The sequence below is a fragment of the Chitinophaga solisilvae genome (assembly GCF_009928525.1).
GTDB classification, from domain to species: domain Bacteria; phylum Bacteroidota; class Bacteroidia; order Chitinophagales; family Chitinophagaceae; genus Chitinophaga; species Chitinophaga solisilvae.
The window spans coordinates 206,893-225,035 of sequence record NZ_JAABOK010000005.1 but is presented as its reverse complement, the minus strand read 5'-3'; the positions used below and the strand labels follow the sequence as shown (position 1 = coordinate 225,035).

Here is an 18,143-nt window from a genome sequence, read left to right as displayed (position 1 = left end):
GTACCATAAAAACATCTACTATGAAAAAAAGATACTTGCTTCTTATCTGCTTTTTAACCATGGCGCTTTCCCTGCATGCGCAGAACGGGCTGAAGAGCATCAACTATCAGGCAGTAGCTAGAAACAGCAACGGTACTGTGCTGGCGAACCAGGGCATTAAAGTCCGGATATCCGTACTTGGCGGTAGTGCTACCGGTCCTGTACAATACCAGGAAACGCATGATGCAGTTACCAATCAGCTGGGGCTTTTCAATCTGCAGATTGGTAATGGCACGCCTACCAGCGGTACTTTCAGTGCAGTTCCGTGGGCGAATGCCAATCAATTCATTAAAGTAGAAGCAGCAACGGGATCGGACAGTTATCAGGTATTGGGGATATCACCACTGGCAAGCGTCCCCTTTGCCCTTTATGCCGCTAACGGCAATCCCGGACCGGCGGGGCCTGCAGGTCCTGCGGGTCCAACCGGTGCTGCAGGGCCGGTTGGACCGGTAGGGCCAGCGGGTACGATCGGACCAGTGGGACCTGCGGGGCCTGTTGGTCCAATCGGGCCGGCTGGCGTAGCTGGTGCAGCAGGTCCGGTTGGTCCTCCGGGAGCTGTTGGGCCTGCAGGGCCAGCAGGAGCTGTTGGACCGGTGGGACCAATAGGACCGGCTGGTGCAGTAGGGCCCGCAGGAATTGCTGGTCCGGCAGGAGCAGCTGGACCTGTGGGACCAATAGGACCCGCGGGCGCAGTAGGACCAGTGGGGCCGATTGGACCAATAGGGCCGGCTGGTGCAGTGGGACCGGTTGGACCAGTGGGGCCAGCAGGTGCTCCAGGTATAGCGGGACCAGTGGGACCGGTTGGACCAGCGGGACTGGCAGGCGTAGCAGGACCAGCAGGACCAGTAGGACCAGTTGGGCCTATCGGACCGGCAGGACCTGCGGGCAACATCAATGGTGTAGCTGCCAGCGGAGATCTTGGGGGCACCTACCCTGGTCCGACAGTAACCGGTATTCAGGGAAAAGCTGTTACCAACGTAGCTCCTGCCCTGAACCAGGTATTAAAATTTGACGGCGCCCAATGGACTCCCGGAAATGTAGGTGGTGGATTAACGCTTCCTTATTCCGCCACTGATAACAATGCCGCCACCTTGTTTTCCATTGCCAATAACGGTGATGGAACCTCCCTGGAAGGGGTTTCCAATGTAACTACCAGCAACATTGCCGCTGTCAGGGGAATCGTGAGCTCCGCCACACCCGGAGGGTTTTCCGCCGCAGTAAAAGGAGTTAACAATGGTACCGGCGGGCTGGGAATAGGCGTGTGGGGATCTCAGAATGGCAGCGGCTGGGGAGTTTATGGTTCTACCCCCAACGGACTGGGCGTGTATGGTAATGCGAGCGGTAACGGCTTTGGCGTATATGCCAACAGCAATACCGGAACAGGACTGAATGCTACCAGTAACAACGGAATACCTATGGCGGCAGCCATTTTCAACAGTGCTAACAACAACGCAGTGATCAATGCCTCCACCACCGGTAACGGAACAGTAGTAAATGCTACCACTACCGGTACGGGAAAGGCGGTTTTCGGGAACAGTACCGGTAATACCGGTGTACACGGTATTACGGCAGCTATAAGTGCGGCAGGCGTGATAGGCGATCATTCCGGAGGAGGCGAGGCTGTGGTAGGCCGTACCACCAGCGATATAGCAGGAGCTGTGGTGGGCCGTAATGACGGCGGCGGCTATGGCGTACGAGGTTTTGTAGCTACCAACACCAGTGGTAATGCTATAGCTGTTTTAGGCCAGATAGGGCTTAACAACAGTACCGGACGTGCCGGACGTTTCGAAAATTTCAATACCGCGAATGATGTCAATACACTGGAGGCGATTACTGCCAGTAACGGAGATCCCGGCGATTATCAGAAGGCAAGCGCCGGCTACTTTGAAGTAACCGGTACCAACAGCGTATCCGCAGCGGTCAGGGCAAAGGTTAATACCATTTTCGGCAATTTCGGCGCCAGTGCCATTTTCGGGGAATCAGCCGGAACGGGGGGTATGGCGGGGTTTTTCTATGCCGGTAATACAGCGGGTAATGGCAAGGCGCTGGTAGCTGTCAATAAAGGAAACGGCAATGCCATTAATGCCAGTGTAGACAAAGACGGTGATGGAGTAGAATCTACCGTAATGGGTACCGGCCGGGCTGTATATGGCTGGGTACCTACGCTGGGAACCGGTAAGGCCGCGGTATTCCAGGTATTTAACGAATCCAATACCAATAATGTATTAACCAGCAGAACGGTGGGTAATGGTACTGCCGGTTACTTTATAGTGGATAAAACCACGGGCACCTCTCCGGCCGTACATGGCGTAGTGACTTCGCAGTTTGCCAATTTCGGGACGGCAGGCGTATTCGGGGAGTCATCCGGTACGGGTGGATTTGGTGGCTTATTTTACCAGTCTAACCCGGCAGGAAACGGGCCAGCCCTGGTAGCCATAGCACAGGGTAATGGCAATGGCGTTACTGCCAGTGCAACCAATATCGGAGATGGTGTAGAAGCCACCGTCAGTGGTTCCGGTAATGCCATCTTTGGCTGGGTGCCAAATTTCGGAACGGGCAGAGCGGCCAGGTTTGTGAATTTCAACACGGCGAATAGCAATCCGGCGGTAGCGATGAGAAATGACGGGACAGGTAGTGTGCTGGTGGTGGATCACCGGGGAGCATCCGGCAGCATTGCTGTTTATCAGAGCCTGGGGACTAACGTAGCCAGGATTAATAAGGCTGGCCGGGGATTCTTTAACGGAGGCACCCAGAACTCCGGGGCAGACGTAGCGGAATCTTTTGCTGTCAGCGGTAACCGGGCTGCTTATGAACCGGGAGATGTGCTGGTGATAGCCACGCATACGGATAGGATGGTAGAAAAATGTTCCGTGCCGTATTCATCGCTGGTTGCAGGTGTTTATGCCACGCAACCGGGGCTGTTGTTAACCGAGCATGATATTGAAACGGATCTTTCCGGCGAAGTGCCCATGGGTATGGTAGGAGTGATTCCAACGAAGGTATGCAATGAAAATGGCCCTGTTCACCGGGGAGATTTGCTGGTTACTTCGGGGAAAGCGGGTTATGCGATGAGAGCGGATGTGGATAGGGTGAAGCCGGGGCAGGTGATTGGTAAGGCTTTGCAGGAATTTGCCGGAGAGGCAGGTGTGATTAAGGTGTTGGTGAATATAAAATAGCAGTGCAGGCGTTCAAACATAAAAAGGCAAACAGTTCCGTAGAGGAACTGTTTGCCAAATATATTGAGTTGCCTGTTAGGGCTATAACTATACTCTGAAGTGAGAGAAAGCTTTGTTAGCTTCAGCCATACGGTGAGTATCTTCTTTCTTCTTGAATGCTGCGCCTTCACCTTTGCTTGCTGCCACGATTTCATTCGCCAGCTTATCAGCCATGCTCTTACCGTTTCTTTCGCCAGCGAAGCGAACCAACCATTTGATGCTCAGGGATACTTTTCTATCGGGACGAACTTCAGCAGGAATCTGGAAGGTAGCACCACCAATACGGCGGCTTCTAACTTCTACAGCAGGAGTAACATTGTTTAATGCTTTTCTCCAAACCTCGTAACCGTTTTCGCCGGTCATCTGGCTTACCTTATCCACAGCATCGTAGAAAATTTTATAGGCAATGCTCTTTTTTCCTTGTTCCATAACGTTATTAACGAAGCGGGTAACCAGCTTATCATTAAACTTAGGATCCGGAGCCAGAGGCAATTTTTTTGCAGCTTGCTTTCTCATTTATTGAAAATTACGACTAGTTAATTATTATTTTTTAGCCTTTTCCTTCTTAGTACCATATTTGGAACGGCTCTGCTTTCTGTCTTTCACACCAGCAGTATCCAGGGAACCGCGAACGATGTGGTAACGAACACCAGGCAAATCTTTTACCCTTCCACCACGGATCAGTACGATGGAGTGCTCCTGCAGGTTGTGACCTTCACCGGGGATGTAAGCAATCACCTCAACTTTATTGGTCAAACGCACCTTTGCAACTTTACGCAAAGCGGAGTTAGGTTTTTTAGGCGTAGTTGTGTACACACGTGTACAAACACCACGACGCTGAGGGCAGCTATCTAATGCCCTGGACTTAGACTTAGCCCGGATAATTTCTCTTCCTTTTCTTACTAATTGTTGTATAGTAGGCATTCTTTACCTAGTTTTTTATGTCGGTTTACAATGACATCCAAATTTCCCATAAGGGATTTTGGGAGGGCAAAGGTAAAACTATATGTGTTAATAACAAAATTGTTTCGAATATTTTTTGCCGGTATATATTTCCGTCGGCGGAAAAGCTGGTTTATACTATATGTATAATGAAGGTTACCAAAATCCGGATTGCAAAGGTATGATTTCCCTCAGAAACTACCATAAAAAAATAGGGTCAATTCCATGACCCTATTCTTCATGATATTATTAATATATAACTCATTATTTTTCACCTACTATATAGTTCCAGCCTCTTGGATCTGCTGCACGGCCGGTACGGATTCCGTCCAGACGGGCGATCACTTCTGCACCGGTGGTATACTTTGTAGTATCGAGGCGGATCTGTACATCCTGGTAGTCCAGTTCTTCCACGTAGGCAACGCTGGCAGCGGTACCGGTACCGAAAACTTCGCGGAGGGCGCCTGTTTTATAGGCGTCTACGATTTCATCGATGGAAACCGGTCTTTCTTCCACGGTGAGGCCCATATCGCTCAGCACATCAATTACACTGGCCCTGGTAACCCCTTCCAGGATGGTACCCTGGGTAAGATCGGGAGTAACGGCGGTATTTCCGATGATAGCAAATACGTTCATGGTACCGCATTCCTGCAGGTATTTGTGTTCGTAGCCATCCACCCAGAGGATCTGGTCATACCCCTGTTTCCGGGCCTGCATGGTAGGATACATGGTACCGCCGTAGTTACCGGCAGCTTTGGCGTAGCCTACGCCGCCGGGGAAGGCGCGTACGTATTTATCCTGCACGAGCAGTTTGATGGGCTTATTAAAATAAGGACCGGAAGGCGAGTTGATAATGGCAAACCGGTAGGTATCGGAAGGGCGTACTCCGATGAATTCATCTGCGGCAATCATGAAAGGGCGCAGGTAGAGGGAGCATCCCGGGCCTGTAGGTACCCAGTCACGGTCCATATCGATCAGCATGTCCATACCACCGATGAACAGCCATTCCGGAACGGAGGGCATACCCATTCTTTCGGCAGAGGCATTAAAGCGTCTGTAATTATCATATGGCCTGAAAATCATCGGGTTATCCTGAGGATCCTTATAAGCCTTGATACCTTCAAAAATGGCCTGTCCGTAGTGCCAGGCGGCATTTGAAGGACTTACCGAGAAGTTCTGGAAGGGCATTATCACCGGATTTTTCCATTCTTTCCCGTCAAAATCAGCTACCAGCATATGGTCAGCATACATCTTCCCAAATGCCAGGTTATTAAAATCCACTTCACTCAACCTGCTGTGCGTAGTTTTTGTGACTTTAATCTTCTGTAATGCTTCTTCCTTAACTGTTGATTTAGTTACCATCATGGTTAATCAATTTTATCTCAATATTTTTACATTTTCAATCGCTGTGCCTTGCCACCCCCGGACGGGGATTGGCAGTGCAAATAAACTGATTTTTCCCAACGCGGAACTTTCGTATTAAATTAAATTATTATAATTATGTCGCTTGAGCAATTGGAACTGGATCCGTACTTTCTGGCTAAAATCTTTACCCAGCCAATCATTCCCCGGAAAAGCGAGCCGGTTGCCACTGCGGAAAATACAGTGCCTAAAGTCAAATATTTAGGAGAAAATCAAAAAAACATTGCGCTATTCATACAAAATGAAAATGAAGCGTACTTAAACGAGGAATTATTTAACCTCCTTACCAATATATTAAACGCCTGCAAACTGGGCATGCAGGATGTATGCCTTATTAACACCTTCCACTACCCGCAACTGGGCTTTGCGGACTGGCAGAAAGCCGTAAGGATGGAAAGAATTGTGGTATTCGGCAGCGCTCACGGGCCACTGGGATTACAGGACATACCTCCTTATCAGTTGGTGACCGTTAACGGCACTACCCTGCTGCAATCAGATGACCTGGGGCTGATTGGCAGTGATAAAATGCTGAAAGCGAAGCTCTGGGCCGGATTAAAACAATTATTGGGAATATAGATTAATATTATTCAAAGATGACGCAACTGATATTTGCCACCAACAATGAGAATAAAGTAAAGGAATTCCGGTCACTGCTGGGTAACCAGTTTGAGATTATCACCCTGCAGGAAGCCGGTATTGACATTGATATTCCGGAACCGCATGACACCCTGGAGGCCAATGCCCGGGAAAAATCCGAAACCATACACCGGATGACGCAAAAGAACTGCTTCGCAGAAGATACCGGTCTGGAAATAGCCGCGCTGAACGGCGCTCCCGGCGTGCTGAGCGCCAGATATGCCGGCGAACAGAAGCTGGCGGCCGACAACATCGCCCGAGTATTGCAGGAAATGGAGGGCTTGACCAACCGCAGTGCGCAGTTCCGTACCGTTATCTCCCTGATACTGGACGGCAGGGAATACCAGTTTGAAGGTATCAGCAAAGGGCATATCACCACTGCCGTTGCGGGCGAGAAAGGATTTGGCTACGATCCCATCTTCATACCGGAAGGAGCCACCCGCTCTTTCGCACAGATGGAGCTGGCCGAGAAAAACCAGTACAGCCACCGGGCACGCGCCTTCGAAAAATTTGTCAGCTTTCTGAAAACCTTATCTTAATATCTACAGAAAAAAATGGCGAGAATAAAAATCGATCTTCCGGAACACTTTTCCTTTAACATACAGATACCCATACGTATACAGGATGTGAATTATGGTAACCATGTAGGCAACGACGCCATATTATCCATCATGCACGAAGCCCGCATTCAATACCTGCAAAGCCTCGGCTACAAGGAACTGGATAAAGTGGCCAACACCGGTCTTATTATGGCGGATGTAGCCATGACCTACAAAGGAGAAGGCTTTCATGGCGACATTTTTAATGTAGCCGTTACTGCCGGCGACTTCGGGCCGTTCGGGTTTGACCTGTTTTATAAAATAACTACCACCCGCGACCAACAACCCATCACGATTGCAGAAGCCAAAACCGGCATGATATGCTTTGACTATAACACCCGCAAGATCATGAAGCTACCCGCAGCCATGAAAGCGGCTTTGGAACTATAAAAACGACTGATTATGGAACAGACAACGACAACCAGCTACCTGGACAAAATAATTGCAACACGCCGCAACGTAAAGCCGACCAGCATGAACGGGCGTAAAATAGCCGATGAAACCGTGCAGGAGCTGCTGCAGCTGGCTGACTGGGCGCCTACCCACGGCCATACAGAGCCCTGGTATTTCATCGTATACAGTGGCGATAAAGTACAACAGTTCTGCACCGACCACGCCGACCTGTACAAACAATACACCCCCGCAGATAAATACATTGCCGGCAACTACGACAAGCTGAAGAACCAGGGTAACCTGGCCTCTCACATCATAGCCATCTGCATGAAACGTGGCAGCAATCCCAAAATACCGGTGATTGAAGAAATTGCAGCCGTTTCCTGCGCCGTACAAAACATGTGGCTCGGCGCTACCGCCCACCAGCTGGCCGCCTACTGGGGCTCCGGCGGCATGACCTTCCACCCCGCCATGCAAAACTACCTCGGCCTCGGCGATGACGATCAGGTACTTGGCTTCTTTTACCTGGGCTATACCGATGAGCCTATGCAGCCGGGAAAACGCGTGAAACCGCTGAGTGAAAAAGTAAAATGGATAATTTGAGTTAATTACGAATTACGAATTGCGAATGAGGAACCCCATCTGAGCAGGCAGGAATCTGGAATTAATTATGAATTAAGAATTATGAATGATGAGTTAAAGCGAAGATCAGAGCGGTTGGATAACTGTGGTATTATCCGCTTTGATCTTCGCTTTAACTCATCATTCATAATTCTTAATTCATAATTAATTCCAGATTCCTGCCTGCTCAGATGGGGTTCCTCATTCGCAATTCGTAATTCGTAATTCGTAATTTATATGATGTAAGTTTCCGCTTCCTGTTCGAAGGCTTTTACCTGGGCAGCTGCCCAATGGTTGTCTTTGTTGAGTTCGGTGGCCATGATGGCGGCTACGGCGGGGGCTATACGAAGGGCTTCACGGGCGTCGAGGAAGAGGAGTCTGATGCGGCGGGCCAGGAAGTCGTCGATGTTGCGGGCCATTTCTTCCCGGACGGCCCATACTACCTGGGCTTTTTTGATGTGATAGGGTTCGCTGAGGGTTTCGTTCATATCGGGTTGCGAGGCGGCGAGTTCACGGATGGCGGCGGCATCAGCGCCGTAGAAATACCAGGGATCATCCCAGTTGGTAGCTGTGGTGGCGCCGTGGACAGGCATTTCATGGGTTACCGACTCCGTTTGTTTCCAGCGCAGGGAGACTTCCAGCTGATGGATGACGTCTTCGGCCATGCGGCGGTAGGTTGTCCACTTCCCTCCTATGATGGTGATAAGTCCGGATGCGGCAACGATAATTTTATGACTGCGTGATATTTCCTTTGTCTTATGTCCTTCTGCTTTGGCGGCTGCCAGCGGGCGGAGGCCAGCCCATACGCTGCGTACGTCGCTGCGTTGCGGGGCGTGCACCAGGTATTGTCCGGCGGTGGTGAGGATAAAGTTGATTTCTTCTTCCAGCGCACGGGGTTCCAGGCTGATATGATTTACGGGCGTATCGGTGGTTCCTACCACCACCTTATCGTGCCAGGGTACTACGAACAGCACGCGTCCATCGCTGGTAGCGGGAATCATGAGGGCGTTGTGCCCGGGAAGGAAGCGGCTGTCCAGCACTACATGCACCCCCTGGCTGGCGGCGATAGATCTGGGTGCACCGGGATTATCCATTTCCAGGAGCCCGTCTGCAAACACACCCGTAGCGTTGATAACAGCGCGGGTATTGATATATAACTCTTCTCCCCCATTTAGTGTATCCCTGACCGTTAGTCCGCTGATATTTCCGAATTCATCTTTACGCAGCCCTGTTACCTGCATATAGTTCAGTACTGTTCCGCCATTGTCGGAGATAGACTGTGCGAGGTTAACTGCCAGGCGGCTGTCGTCGAACTGGCCGTCGTGATACAGTACACCGCCGGCGAGCCGTTCCTTTTTCAGGGTAGACAGCTTCTCCAGTGTAGCTGCTTTGGAAATATGTACCGACCTGCCGAGGCTGAGTCTTCCTGCCAGCCAGTCGTACATTTTCAGTCCGATTGTATATTTCAGGTTTTCCCATATGCTGAAGGTGGGTATCACGAAGCTGAGATTACGTACCAGGTGAGGAGCGTTATGCGCGAGCCTGCCGCGTTCCACGCTGGCTTCGCGGACCAGGGATACATCTCCCTGCGCGAGGTAGCGTACCCCGCCGTGTACCAACTTGGTGCTTTTGCTGGAAGTGGATTTTGCAAAATCCGTCTGCTCCAGCAGGAGGGTGCGATATCCACGGGTAACTGCTTCCAGGGCTGCTCCCAGACCGGTAGCACCACCGCCTACCACCACAATATCCCAGGGTTCGGGGTTCTTTCTAAGGGCTGCAACAATAACTTCTCTTTTCATACAGGAGATTTCAGACAATTAAATTACCTTGAAATGGCGTACTGCATCATCGTATAAAACGTTTACAAGAATGTTAACGGTCCAGCTAACTAAAAGTTCTGCAAAACGGAACTTTTAGCTGCAAAAAATGTTCCTCATACAAGACCGCTGTTATAAACATATGTTCATGAAGGTTATCTTGACATACCCATACAGGTTAGCCGTATTAGTTTGCCTGTTGTTAACCACCGCCGGCGTGGCTACCGCCCAGAAAAAAGGCAGCAGCCCGGATACCATACATATGGTAGCGGTAGACAGCGCCACCATCAGCAGAAACCTCAGCAAGCTGGCGAAAAAGGATTCCACCATCATCAAATCCGATACAGCCGTAGGTGTACTGATTAACCGGATAGAAGGATATACCCTGCTGCTGAACCAGCAGATGAGTATTCTGAAGCGCGGCTTTGATACCATGCGCATCAGTAATGAAGTACCGCTGGTAGATACCTCCCTGGACCTGGTGAAATCGAATATTGCCGGATTGGGGCGCACCCCTAATATCAACGACATCTACACCAACAAGGTAATGCTGGAACAGCTGCAGCGGAAACTGGGCACCTGGCAGCAAAGCCTGTTCTCCTATTATAATCAGCTGGTAGGTATTAACGACACCATTCACTCCCTGCGCCGGGATACTTCCATGCGGAACATTCCGGCGGAAGATGAACTGTACGGATTTTACATCGGTCAGCTGTCGCGGCTCATCATCAAATTCAGATCAGTAGACAGCGCCAATAAGGTTAGTCTGATTAAAATAGGGTTGCTGCAGAACAGAGTTGCCAACCGGTACATAGAAGTATCCAACCTGCTGGAGGATATGGATTACCGGCTGAAGACCTTCTCCGCCAATATGTTCCGGCGCGATTACCGGTATTTGTGGAATCCGCACCGGGACAGTATTGATCCCCTGAAATTTATTCCGGTAGTCAGGAATTCATTGCATAAAAGTGCGCAGGTGCTGGTGATATTTTTCTCCATACAGTGGCCGGTATTTATCATCTGGATCCTGCTGGCAGGGATTTTTGCCATCTGGGTATATAACAACATCCGGCGTATCCGCCGTAATCATCCGGAGCAGGAAGGAGAAGCCATATTGCAGCATGCCCAGTATCTGTACAGGTTTCCGGTAGCATCTATCGTCATCTTTGTAACCACATTATCTTCAGTTTTATCTATCCGGTATCCTATTCTTTATACAGAAATCAACTGGATGCTGACGATGGCAGCGCTGACGGTTGTATTCCGCCATCATCTTCCTGCCACCCTGTTCCGGAACTGGTTACTGTTACTCGGATTGTTTCTGGTGTATTGTCTGAATAACCTGCTGATAGAAGTAACATATGCAGAACAATGGGGGTTATTCATCTGCGCTGTATTATCCCTGCTGCTGGCGGTGCGGCTGTTAAGGGAAACCGCTATGAGCACCTTTGCCCATCCGAAGTTTACCGGCCCGGTGATAAAGATATTTGCATTCACCAGTGCGCTTTCTCTGTTACTGGTGGTAATGGCGCGGGTGAGCACCGCCAAGATCATGGGGTCCAGCGCGGTAGTAAACCTGGTGATGGCACTGAATCTCTATATACTCGTTAAAATATTGCTGGAAGCAGTTTTTTTGCAGGTAGAATCCAATAAAAATTCCAGCACCTTCATTTCCTTCATGGACTACCAGGATGTGCAAAGGAAGTTAAAAACATTTCTGACGGTGGTAGCCTTTGTAGGCTGGCTGATTATCATAGCACGCAATCTTTACCTGTATGACGCCATCTACGAGGTTATCAGTGACTTCCTGTCAACCAGCCACCGGCTGGGGAATTCAGATTTTACATTCAGCAGTGTAATCATTTTTGTACTGGTCATCTGGATATCATTTGTAGCCTCGCAGCTGATCGCCTATATGTTTGGCAACACCGGGCAGAGCACTGCGCCGGCACAGAAAACGAAATTCGGTTCCACGCTGTTGCTGCTGCGGCTGGCCGTACTGGCCGGCGGTGTACTGCTGGCCTTTGCCGCCTCCGGTATACCCATGGACAAGCTCACGATCGTTATCGGCGCATTGAGCGTAGGTATAGGTTTCGGGCTGCAGAATATTGTGAATAACCTGGTATCCGGGATCATACTGGCATTTGAGAAGCCGATAGAAGTAGGCGATGTCATAGAGCTGGGCACACGTTCAGGCGTGGTGAAGGAGATAGGGATCCGCTCTAGCAAGATAGCCGCCTATGATGGTTCTACCGTTATTGTTCCCAATGCCGACCTTATCTCACAACAGCTCATCAACTGGACGGTGACCAACCGGGTACGCCGGGTTACCTTCACCATCGGCGTTGCGTACGGCACCAATGTGCAGCAGGCAACGGATATTATCAAAAGCGCTTTCCCGGACCGGGAGGGGGTGATGACCGCTCCTGAGCCGCTGGTACTGCTTTCCCAGTTTGCGGATAATTCCATTAATTTCCAGGTGTACTTCTGGATAGCAGATCTGGGCAATGCCGGCAGCATACAAAGCGCCGTGCTGGCATATATCTATGACGCTTTCAGCAAAGCGGGAATAGAACTGCCGTTTCCACAGCGGGATCTGCATATCCGGAGTGTGGATGAAGGGATACTTTCGCGTGTCCGGCAACCGGGATCAGGAGGCCGTTCCGGGGATGCAGAAAAAAATTTGTAAAAAAATGAGTCATACATTTTGAATTTTCATTTATAAGCCGTTATCTTTGCACTCCCGTTTTGAGGATAGATACTCTGAAAAACGGCCATGGCGAGGTAGCTCAGGTGGTTAGAGCGTTGGATTCATAACCCAAAGGTCTCGGGTTCAACTCCCGATCTCGCTACGAATAAAAAGGCTTTCAGCAATGCTGAAAGCCTTTTTTGCTTTAGCATGGCAATCCGGTAGTATTTTAGAGCTATCTATAGTGTGATTACAAAGAAGAGATTATAATAGCTTTATTTTATTATGAACATTTAATTTCTTCTAAAAAAGAGCTTCCATCTAATTGGTTGACAATAATCTGAATCCATAAGAGTTCTCACCTGGTATTATTGGACAAGCACTCTAATATTTATAACTCACTGTAATGGGATATTATTTAAACGCCTTTATCGGCAAATCAAGAGATATAAATTGTATTTGTAAAGCATACAATCTGGCAATACCAGTAAACCTGGACCAGGACATTTCATTAATTCCTCTTACAGAGGATTTATTCGATCAGATAAATGAGTTGGATGCCACTGAAGGCGTTGACGGTTTTGAATATTTAACGGTCACTATAGAAATGAATGTATTGGGCGCAATAAAAGAAAAACCGCTGGCATATGTAGAAGTAACCTATTTTGGAGGCGAAGGTGGACAAACAGGGATAATTTGGAAAGATGGAAAAAGAAATGCTGAATTAGCGTATGGACAGGAGGCGATAAATATTGTTTTAAGGACCTTCGATGTTATTGCGGATCATAATAAAGATGAATTTGATACACTTGGTTTTGGGCGGTATCGGCATACGCAAGATTGGACGCAATCCGGTGACCATTCTGCCACAAACTGCTAAGCGTTATTAATTGATCTATCCCGAATTGGTTAGAAAATTTTCCCCTTCCCACTACGACAAAAAAGGCTTCCAGCAATGCTGAAAGCCTTTCTTGTCAGATATCTTTAAAAATCCGGATTAACAAAATTCCATCAGCTAATAAGCTCAAATACAGTTACCCGGATCTCTATAACGAATATCACCAGCGCTTTTTACTTCCCGATATAGTTTGCTATAACATTCACCCCTATATCTCTCGCCACATTAAATACCCAGGAGCCTAATTTCCGCAACGCACCTGTCATGAACGCTCCATTTTGGGTAGATGCACCTTCTTCAGCCTGAACAAGAGCTGAAAGGGCAAGTATATGTGCGTCACTTGTTGGCATTGCGCTAATCGTATCTTTAAGCTTAATAATTTCAGCAAGCATTATGCTGTAATCATAATTTTCTGAGGAGGAAGTCACGCTACCGTAGTTAACAGCATTACTTCCTACAGCTCCGATTGCGGAGTTGTTTATAATTATTTTGTCTCCCATAACTTCATCATTCTTACTCATATTGGTGTCTCAGTATTATTGTTGAAAGATCCCATTTTAGCAATATTTGAATTATTGACTTCGTATTTATCGCGGGCCACATGGTCTCCGAATATTATCTTGTCACTGTTAAAAGTTACAGTCGTATTGACCGGAGTTTCACTTGTCATAGCAGAAGTAAGCTTTCTGCAGATCTCAAAAATACCTTCTTTATCAACGCTACTGAATGTATAGTTAGAAGCAGAACTTAATTCAATGATAAGCGCATATAATTTAGGTCGGAAATACTCATAGATTCCAAATCCGGCAATTGCTCCACTAATCACCGTAATATAGCCCGTTCCTTTCCACGAGAAAGACAGAAAAAATACTATAATAGATACTAAAAGTACTAATGGCGATATTCTGTGGTAGCGTTTCACCTCATGAGTAGTAAACCTGGTAACATTCTTTAGTTGAATGGTAGTTCCTTCAAATGAAAGGGTAGTGTTAGTGAAAATTAAAGAACCTCTGTACGGGTTATTTCCATCTTCTTTCTTAACACTCATGTTGTAATTTTTGGGGGTTAAATAATCTAATCGGATAGTTATAACGAATATAAGGAAAATATCGTTATTATAACGAATGGAGCCTCATCTCACACAAATGTTAAATATATTAATATGTACAGATTATCAAGCATTTGTCTGAAAGATTTTTTGCGCATTTCGCTTTACATGAATATACTATTTACTACTAGTGCTACTCTCTTAGCAGTGATGTTGAAGATATGTTCAATATCAGTCTTATATGAGAGCGCTTTGGAAGGAACAAACAGGAACTGATTTCGCAAGTACTACCTGAAACTAACACGCCTTGCCGATAATTTATACCCACATTATCTCTATAGTTTTCCGTCCAATTTTATAGGGCTGTTTTTACTGCATGATAAAATTATTTCTTAGCCGGAATCACCGCGGTAGCCTCTATCTCCAGTAAAACATCCTCCCGGAACAATTTACTAACCTGTACCAATGTACTCGCCGGCGGATGTTGTACATCTATATATCTATCCCTGACAGCACGGAGTGTTTTAAGATTCTTTGTATCCAGGATAAAATAGGAAAGCTTCACGATATCAGACATCTTGCCGCCGGCTGCCTCTATAATTTTTTGAATATTGACAAACACCTGCCCGGCCTGTTGCTCAAAATTATCCTTCCCGATAAGTTCACCATTGACATCTAACGGCACCTGGCCTGAAAGTATCATCATTTTAACCTGTCCCAGGTTAATAACAGCGGCTTGTGAATATCCGTTGGGCTTAGCTACACCGGGTGGATTAATGAACTGAACGGCTGATTTTTCTGATTGAGCTTTGGCCAGAGATGTTAGCAGTAACAGGACTGCAATGCTTACACCAAATTGTTTTCTCATAGCAATAGATAGTTTATCTCAAGATAAATATTTATGATTACAGCCAAGATTACTTCAGCTTAAAAGCACTACTTTCAATATCAATAATCCACTTCTCCCAATTCGATTTCTCCAACTTTATATCCTAATTCTCTTGTGGCAACCTCTTTAATCTTCTGCACCCAGATATCCCATTCATTGGTATCCATTAGTCCTGTAAATTGAAGCCCGCTTGGTTCTACCGATGCTGAAATATGTTTCTCCTGCTCATTAAAACTAAACCAGTAAGGTAACCCTTCATGACCAGGTTCTCCTTTCGGACAGAAGCCTATCCAGCCATTCAGCTGTTGATAAATTACCGGCACTTTATCCCAGATTTCGTCAGGCGCATCGTATCTGATGTTTAAATTCATATGTTGTGCAACCATAGTGTTGTGAGATATAAAACAAATATAAAGAGGTTACTTTATCTATAAGATATCAGCATGAAGAAAAAAGTCAGCATCCTTATACATCTTTTCTTGTGGCTACTCCTATCGCTTAGCTACTTCTTTCTGGCAGAACCTATTACCTCATATCTGTTCACCGGAATACACCATGTAGCAACCTGGTTAACTGTATTGTCAACAGGGCTCGTCATCATTTTTGTAACGCTCTTAATTTCACTGATCATCAGCCTCAGGAAGTAATACCTGTCTATAATTCCCTTCTGAACTCCCAGCCGCGTCCTGAAACATCTTCCAGCAGGAAAGCTGTAACAATACCCTCCTCCAGCTGTAATACCGTAACCACATACCTTTCCTCCCGCGCATAATTATACCTGAATTCCAGCAACGTTTTTCCTGCAACAGTGATCAACGACCAGGTTCCCAGTTTCTGCCAACCGGCGCCTTTCCATTCTACCGCATTCCCATCACGGGAAAACCGCATCACATCTGCTGAAGTCATATGATAGTAATGTCCTTCAAAAACCATAGGAAAAAATTCTGTTTAAAATTACGAATTACGAATGATGAATGGCGAGTGAGCAACGAAGATTGAAACGAAGATGAAATTTACTTATTCGCTTAGATCTTCGTTGCTCACTCGCCATTCATCATTCGTAATTCATCATTATCTCAGCACTTCTATCAGACTATTGATCCCCGCGTTTGGTAACCCTTTACCGACCACGGCATCATATAAACTGAAAATAGTTTCCGGAAGCGAGGTGTTAATACCGGCCTCCCTGCTTGCATGCAGCACATGGCGCACACCTGCTCTCAGCATCTGCATATTGTTTCCGGTTCCGTTGTAAATGCCGTCATCCGCTTCCCTGATGGTGGCAGATTCCGCTACCAGCGCCGGCATGAACTGCAGAAGATTATTCAGGTAAGGTTCGAATATTGCGGCCTTAATGCCGGCAGACTGTACCAGGGCGATGGCATGTAATATACCAGCCACGGCGGTATACATATAGTCGAGCAACGCCTGATAATAGATCATCGCCAGCCGTGGATCTTCACCACGGAAATCAGTGGCAGTCATGATAGCCAAATCTGCCTGCCACCTGTCAAACACCTCCCTTTTGCCGCTGTAGAAAGTGTAAATCTCCGGCCCCTCCTTACCTATATAAGGCGGCGGTACCATGATACCCCCCGAAAGAAAGGAGGCGCCAAGACCTTCGGCCCAGGCGGCAGCCTCAGCTACGGCTCCCGGCGAATCTGAACTCATATTGACAATAGTTTTGCCGCTGAGAACAGCTGCTGCGGGCTCCAGCACAGTATACATACCGGCGTATTCCGTCAGACTGATAATCAATAACTCACTGGATTTTACCGCGTCCGTAATATGCGGAGCCTGTACAGCTCCCTGCGCTACCAATGGCGCCGCCTTTGAAGCAGTGCGGTTCCATACGGTTACTTTATACCCTTTGCTGAGGTAGACTGCAGCCATCGCAAACCCCATAGGGCCAAGTCCTATTACGGTCAATGCTTTCTGTCTGTTTTCCATAATGATGTATTTATCCTGCAAATTAGAACAGGGGCATTCCTCCGGGCATTGAGATTGTCGGAATTAGCTTTGAGAATGTCGTAAAATGAATCAGGATTGCCGGTATTTCAACGGGGTGATACCAGTATGTTTCTTAAAGAAGGCAGAAAAGTAATCGGGATTCTCAAAATTCAGGGCATCGGCAATCCCGGTAATAGAGGATCCTGTCTGCCGCAACAGTGATTTAGCATGATGAATACGCGCATGATGAATGATCCGGAGCGCTGTAGTTCCGCTGATAGCTTTGATAGTAGCGGATAGATGCTTCGTTGTCAGGAACATCTGATCCGCATAGAATTTAACGCCGGCCTGTTGCAGCGAGTGTTGCTGTACCAGGTTCATAAAGCGGTTGTAGATTTCCTGCGGCCGGTTGTTCACAGCGGTTTCGCTGGTATGTTCAGGTTCAGCGTATTGCCGGCCAAGCAGCAGCAGGATCTGCAGATAATGCCGGATGATGGCCCTGCTGAAACGGTTATCCCGCTGCTGGTATTCTTCATGTATCTTACTGAAAAGCTCGCTGAATGCTGCCGTTGTCTTTTCTGAAAGTACCAGTTCAGGATGGCTGAAATAATCGGACAGATACAGTTCCCGCTGTCTGTAATTCTCTGCTGTAGCAGGATGCAGGAACTCAGGTGTAAAAAGAATGGTGAACCCCTTAACAGAATGGGTGCCGCCGGTTTCGCAGGACTGCAATCTGTATGGACTGACAAAAAAGATCTTATCTCCTTCTCCCGAAAAAATATAATGATCAAGCTTTACAGGATGTCCTTCCTGCTGATAGGTGATTTCAAAAAAATGTTTTCTGAAGGGGATGGTATCCAGACAGTTGTAGACTTTCAGGCTATCCCACTGAAAGATGACAAAATCACCGAACCGCATGCTGATATCAACATCGGACGCAACCAGAAATGCGGTGATATCTGTGTAATTGTTGATGGCGGACATC

General features: G+C 47.5%; 18 protein-coding genes and 1 tRNA gene. 8 read left to right on the top strand and 11 right to left on the bottom strand.

Features of this window, described 5'->3' with window-relative positions:
- The first annotated feature begins 20 nt into the window (after window positions 1-20).
- On the top strand, window positions 21-3,215 hold the full coding sequence (locus GWG06_RS11780) for a collagen-like domain-containing protein (protein WP_202183003.1): 3,195 nt from the start codon (window positions 21-23) through the stop codon (window positions 3,213-3,215).
- Window positions 3,216-3,302: 87 nt separating this feature from the next.
- Here GWG06_RS11780 and rpsG read toward each other — a convergent pair whose 3' ends face one another.
- The 3 genes from rpsG to GWG06_RS11765 all read right to left on the bottom strand — a co-directional run bounded on the left by rpsG (window position 3,303) and on the right by GWG06_RS11765 (window position 5,561).
- Window positions 3,303-3,770 carry a 30S ribosomal protein S7 gene (gene rpsG / locus GWG06_RS11775; protein WP_127042327.1) on the bottom strand — a complete coding sequence of 156 codons (468 nt, stop codon included), beginning with the start codon at window positions 3,768-3,770 and terminating at the stop codon, window positions 3,303-3,305.
- Window positions 3,771-3,797: 27 nt separating this feature from the next.
- Window positions 3,798-4,178, bottom strand: coding sequence for a 30S ribosomal protein S12 (gene rpsL, locus GWG06_RS11770; protein ID WP_012789278.1), 381 nt, complete (start codon window positions 4,176-4,178; stop codon window positions 3,798-3,800).
- 282 nt (window positions 4,179-4,460) lie between these two features.
- Window positions 4,461-5,561 (bottom strand): branched-chain amino acid aminotransferase, encoded by a 1,101-nt coding sequence (locus GWG06_RS11765; RefSeq protein WP_235938303.1) that lies wholly within the window; start codon window positions 5,559-5,561, stop codon window positions 4,461-4,463.
- 135 nt (window positions 5,562-5,696) lie between these two features.
- Here GWG06_RS11765 and GWG06_RS11760 point away from each other — a divergent pair, with 135 nt between their 5' ends.
- The 4 genes from GWG06_RS11760 to GWG06_RS11745 are packed head-to-tail and all read left to right on the top strand — an operon-like array spanning window position 5,697 to window position 7,849.
- A complete protein-coding gene (locus GWG06_RS11760) occupies window positions 5,697-6,194 on the top strand; it encodes a hypothetical protein (protein WP_127042325.1) in 498 nt (165 codons plus the stop codon).
- Window positions 6,195-6,211: 17 nt separating this feature from the next.
- Window positions 6,212-6,793 carry an RdgB/HAM1 family non-canonical purine NTP pyrophosphatase gene (gene rdgB / locus GWG06_RS11755; protein ID WP_127042323.1) on the top strand — a complete coding sequence of 194 codons (582 nt, stop codon included), beginning with the start codon at window positions 6,212-6,214 and terminating at the stop codon, window positions 6,791-6,793.
- A 15-nt stretch (window positions 6,794-6,808) separates the two neighbouring features.
- Window positions 6,809-7,243: an acyl-CoA thioesterase gene (locus GWG06_RS11750; RefSeq protein WP_160713465.1), complete on the top strand. Its 435-nt coding sequence runs from the start codon at window positions 6,809-6,811 to the stop codon at window positions 7,241-7,243.
- A 12-nt stretch (window positions 7,244-7,255) separates the two neighbouring features.
- On the top strand, window positions 7,256-7,849 hold the full coding sequence (locus GWG06_RS11745; protein WP_202183002.1) for a nitroreductase family protein: 594 nt from the start codon (window positions 7,256-7,258) through the stop codon (window positions 7,847-7,849).
- Between the two features lie 251 nt (window positions 7,850-8,100).
- Here GWG06_RS11745 and GWG06_RS11740 read toward each other — a convergent pair whose 3' ends face one another.
- Entirely contained in the window at window positions 8,101-9,666 is a 1,566-nt protein-coding gene (locus GWG06_RS11740) for a glycerol-3-phosphate dehydrogenase/oxidase (RefSeq protein WP_160713463.1), read from the bottom strand.
- A 166-nt stretch (window positions 9,667-9,832) separates the two neighbouring features.
- Here GWG06_RS11740 and GWG06_RS11735 point away from each other — a divergent pair, with 166 nt between their 5' ends.
- The 3 genes from GWG06_RS11735 (at window position 9,833) to GWG06_RS11725 (ending at window position 13,253) form a co-directional block, all read left to right on the top strand.
- Window positions 9,833-12,373 (top strand): mechanosensitive ion channel family protein, encoded by a 2,541-nt coding sequence (locus tag GWG06_RS11735; RefSeq protein WP_160713461.1) that lies wholly within the window; start codon window positions 9,833-9,835, stop codon window positions 12,371-12,373.
- Between the two features lie 89 nt (window positions 12,374-12,462).
- Window positions 12,463-12,536 (top strand) — tRNA-Met (locus GWG06_RS11730).
- Window positions 12,537-12,779: 243 nt separating this feature from the next.
- Window positions 12,780-13,253: a hypothetical protein gene (locus GWG06_RS11725; RefSeq protein WP_160713459.1), complete on the top strand. Its 474-nt coding sequence runs from the start codon at window positions 12,780-12,782 to the stop codon at window positions 13,251-13,253.
- Window positions 13,254-13,444: 191 nt separating this feature from the next.
- Here the strand turns inward: GWG06_RS11725 and GWG06_RS11720 are convergent, their stop codons facing one another.
- The 7 genes from GWG06_RS11720 to GWG06_RS11690 all read right to left on the bottom strand — a co-directional run bounded on the left by GWG06_RS11720 (window position 13,445) and on the right by GWG06_RS11690 (window position 18,142).
- Complete coding sequence (locus GWG06_RS11720) at window positions 13,445-13,792, bottom strand: hypothetical protein (protein ID WP_160713457.1); 348 nt, start codon at window positions 13,790-13,792, stop codon at window positions 13,445-13,447.
- Complete coding sequence (locus tag GWG06_RS11715) at window positions 13,789-14,319, bottom strand: DUF6232 family protein (RefSeq protein WP_160713455.1); 531 nt, start codon at window positions 14,317-14,319, stop codon at window positions 13,789-13,791. Before GWG06_RS11715 ends, GWG06_RS11720 begins: the two co-directional genes overlap by 4 nt.
- A gap of 385 nt (window positions 14,320-14,704) precedes the next feature.
- On the bottom strand, window positions 14,705-15,187 hold the full coding sequence (locus GWG06_RS11710; RefSeq protein ID WP_160713453.1) for a RidA family protein: 483 nt from the start codon (window positions 15,185-15,187) through the stop codon (window positions 14,705-14,707).
- Window positions 15,188-15,267: 80 nt separating this feature from the next.
- Window positions 15,268-15,594, bottom strand: coding sequence for a hypothetical protein (locus tag GWG06_RS11705; protein ID WP_160713451.1), 327 nt, complete (start codon window positions 15,592-15,594; stop codon window positions 15,268-15,270).
- A gap of 268 nt (window positions 15,595-15,862) precedes the next feature.
- A complete protein-coding gene (locus GWG06_RS11700; RefSeq protein ID WP_160713449.1) occupies window positions 15,863-16,141 on the bottom strand; it encodes a hypothetical protein in 279 nt (92 codons plus the stop codon).
- A gap of 138 nt (window positions 16,142-16,279) precedes the next feature.
- A complete protein-coding gene (locus GWG06_RS11695) occupies window positions 16,280-17,158 on the bottom strand; it encodes an NAD(P)-dependent oxidoreductase (protein ID WP_160713447.1) in 879 nt (292 codons plus the stop codon).
- A 90-nt stretch (window positions 17,159-17,248) separates the two neighbouring features.
- Window positions 17,249-18,142: an AraC family transcriptional regulator gene (locus GWG06_RS11690; protein ID WP_160713445.1), complete on the bottom strand. Its 894-nt coding sequence runs from the start codon at window positions 18,140-18,142 to the stop codon at window positions 17,249-17,251.
- Window position 18,143 lies beyond the last annotated feature (1 nt).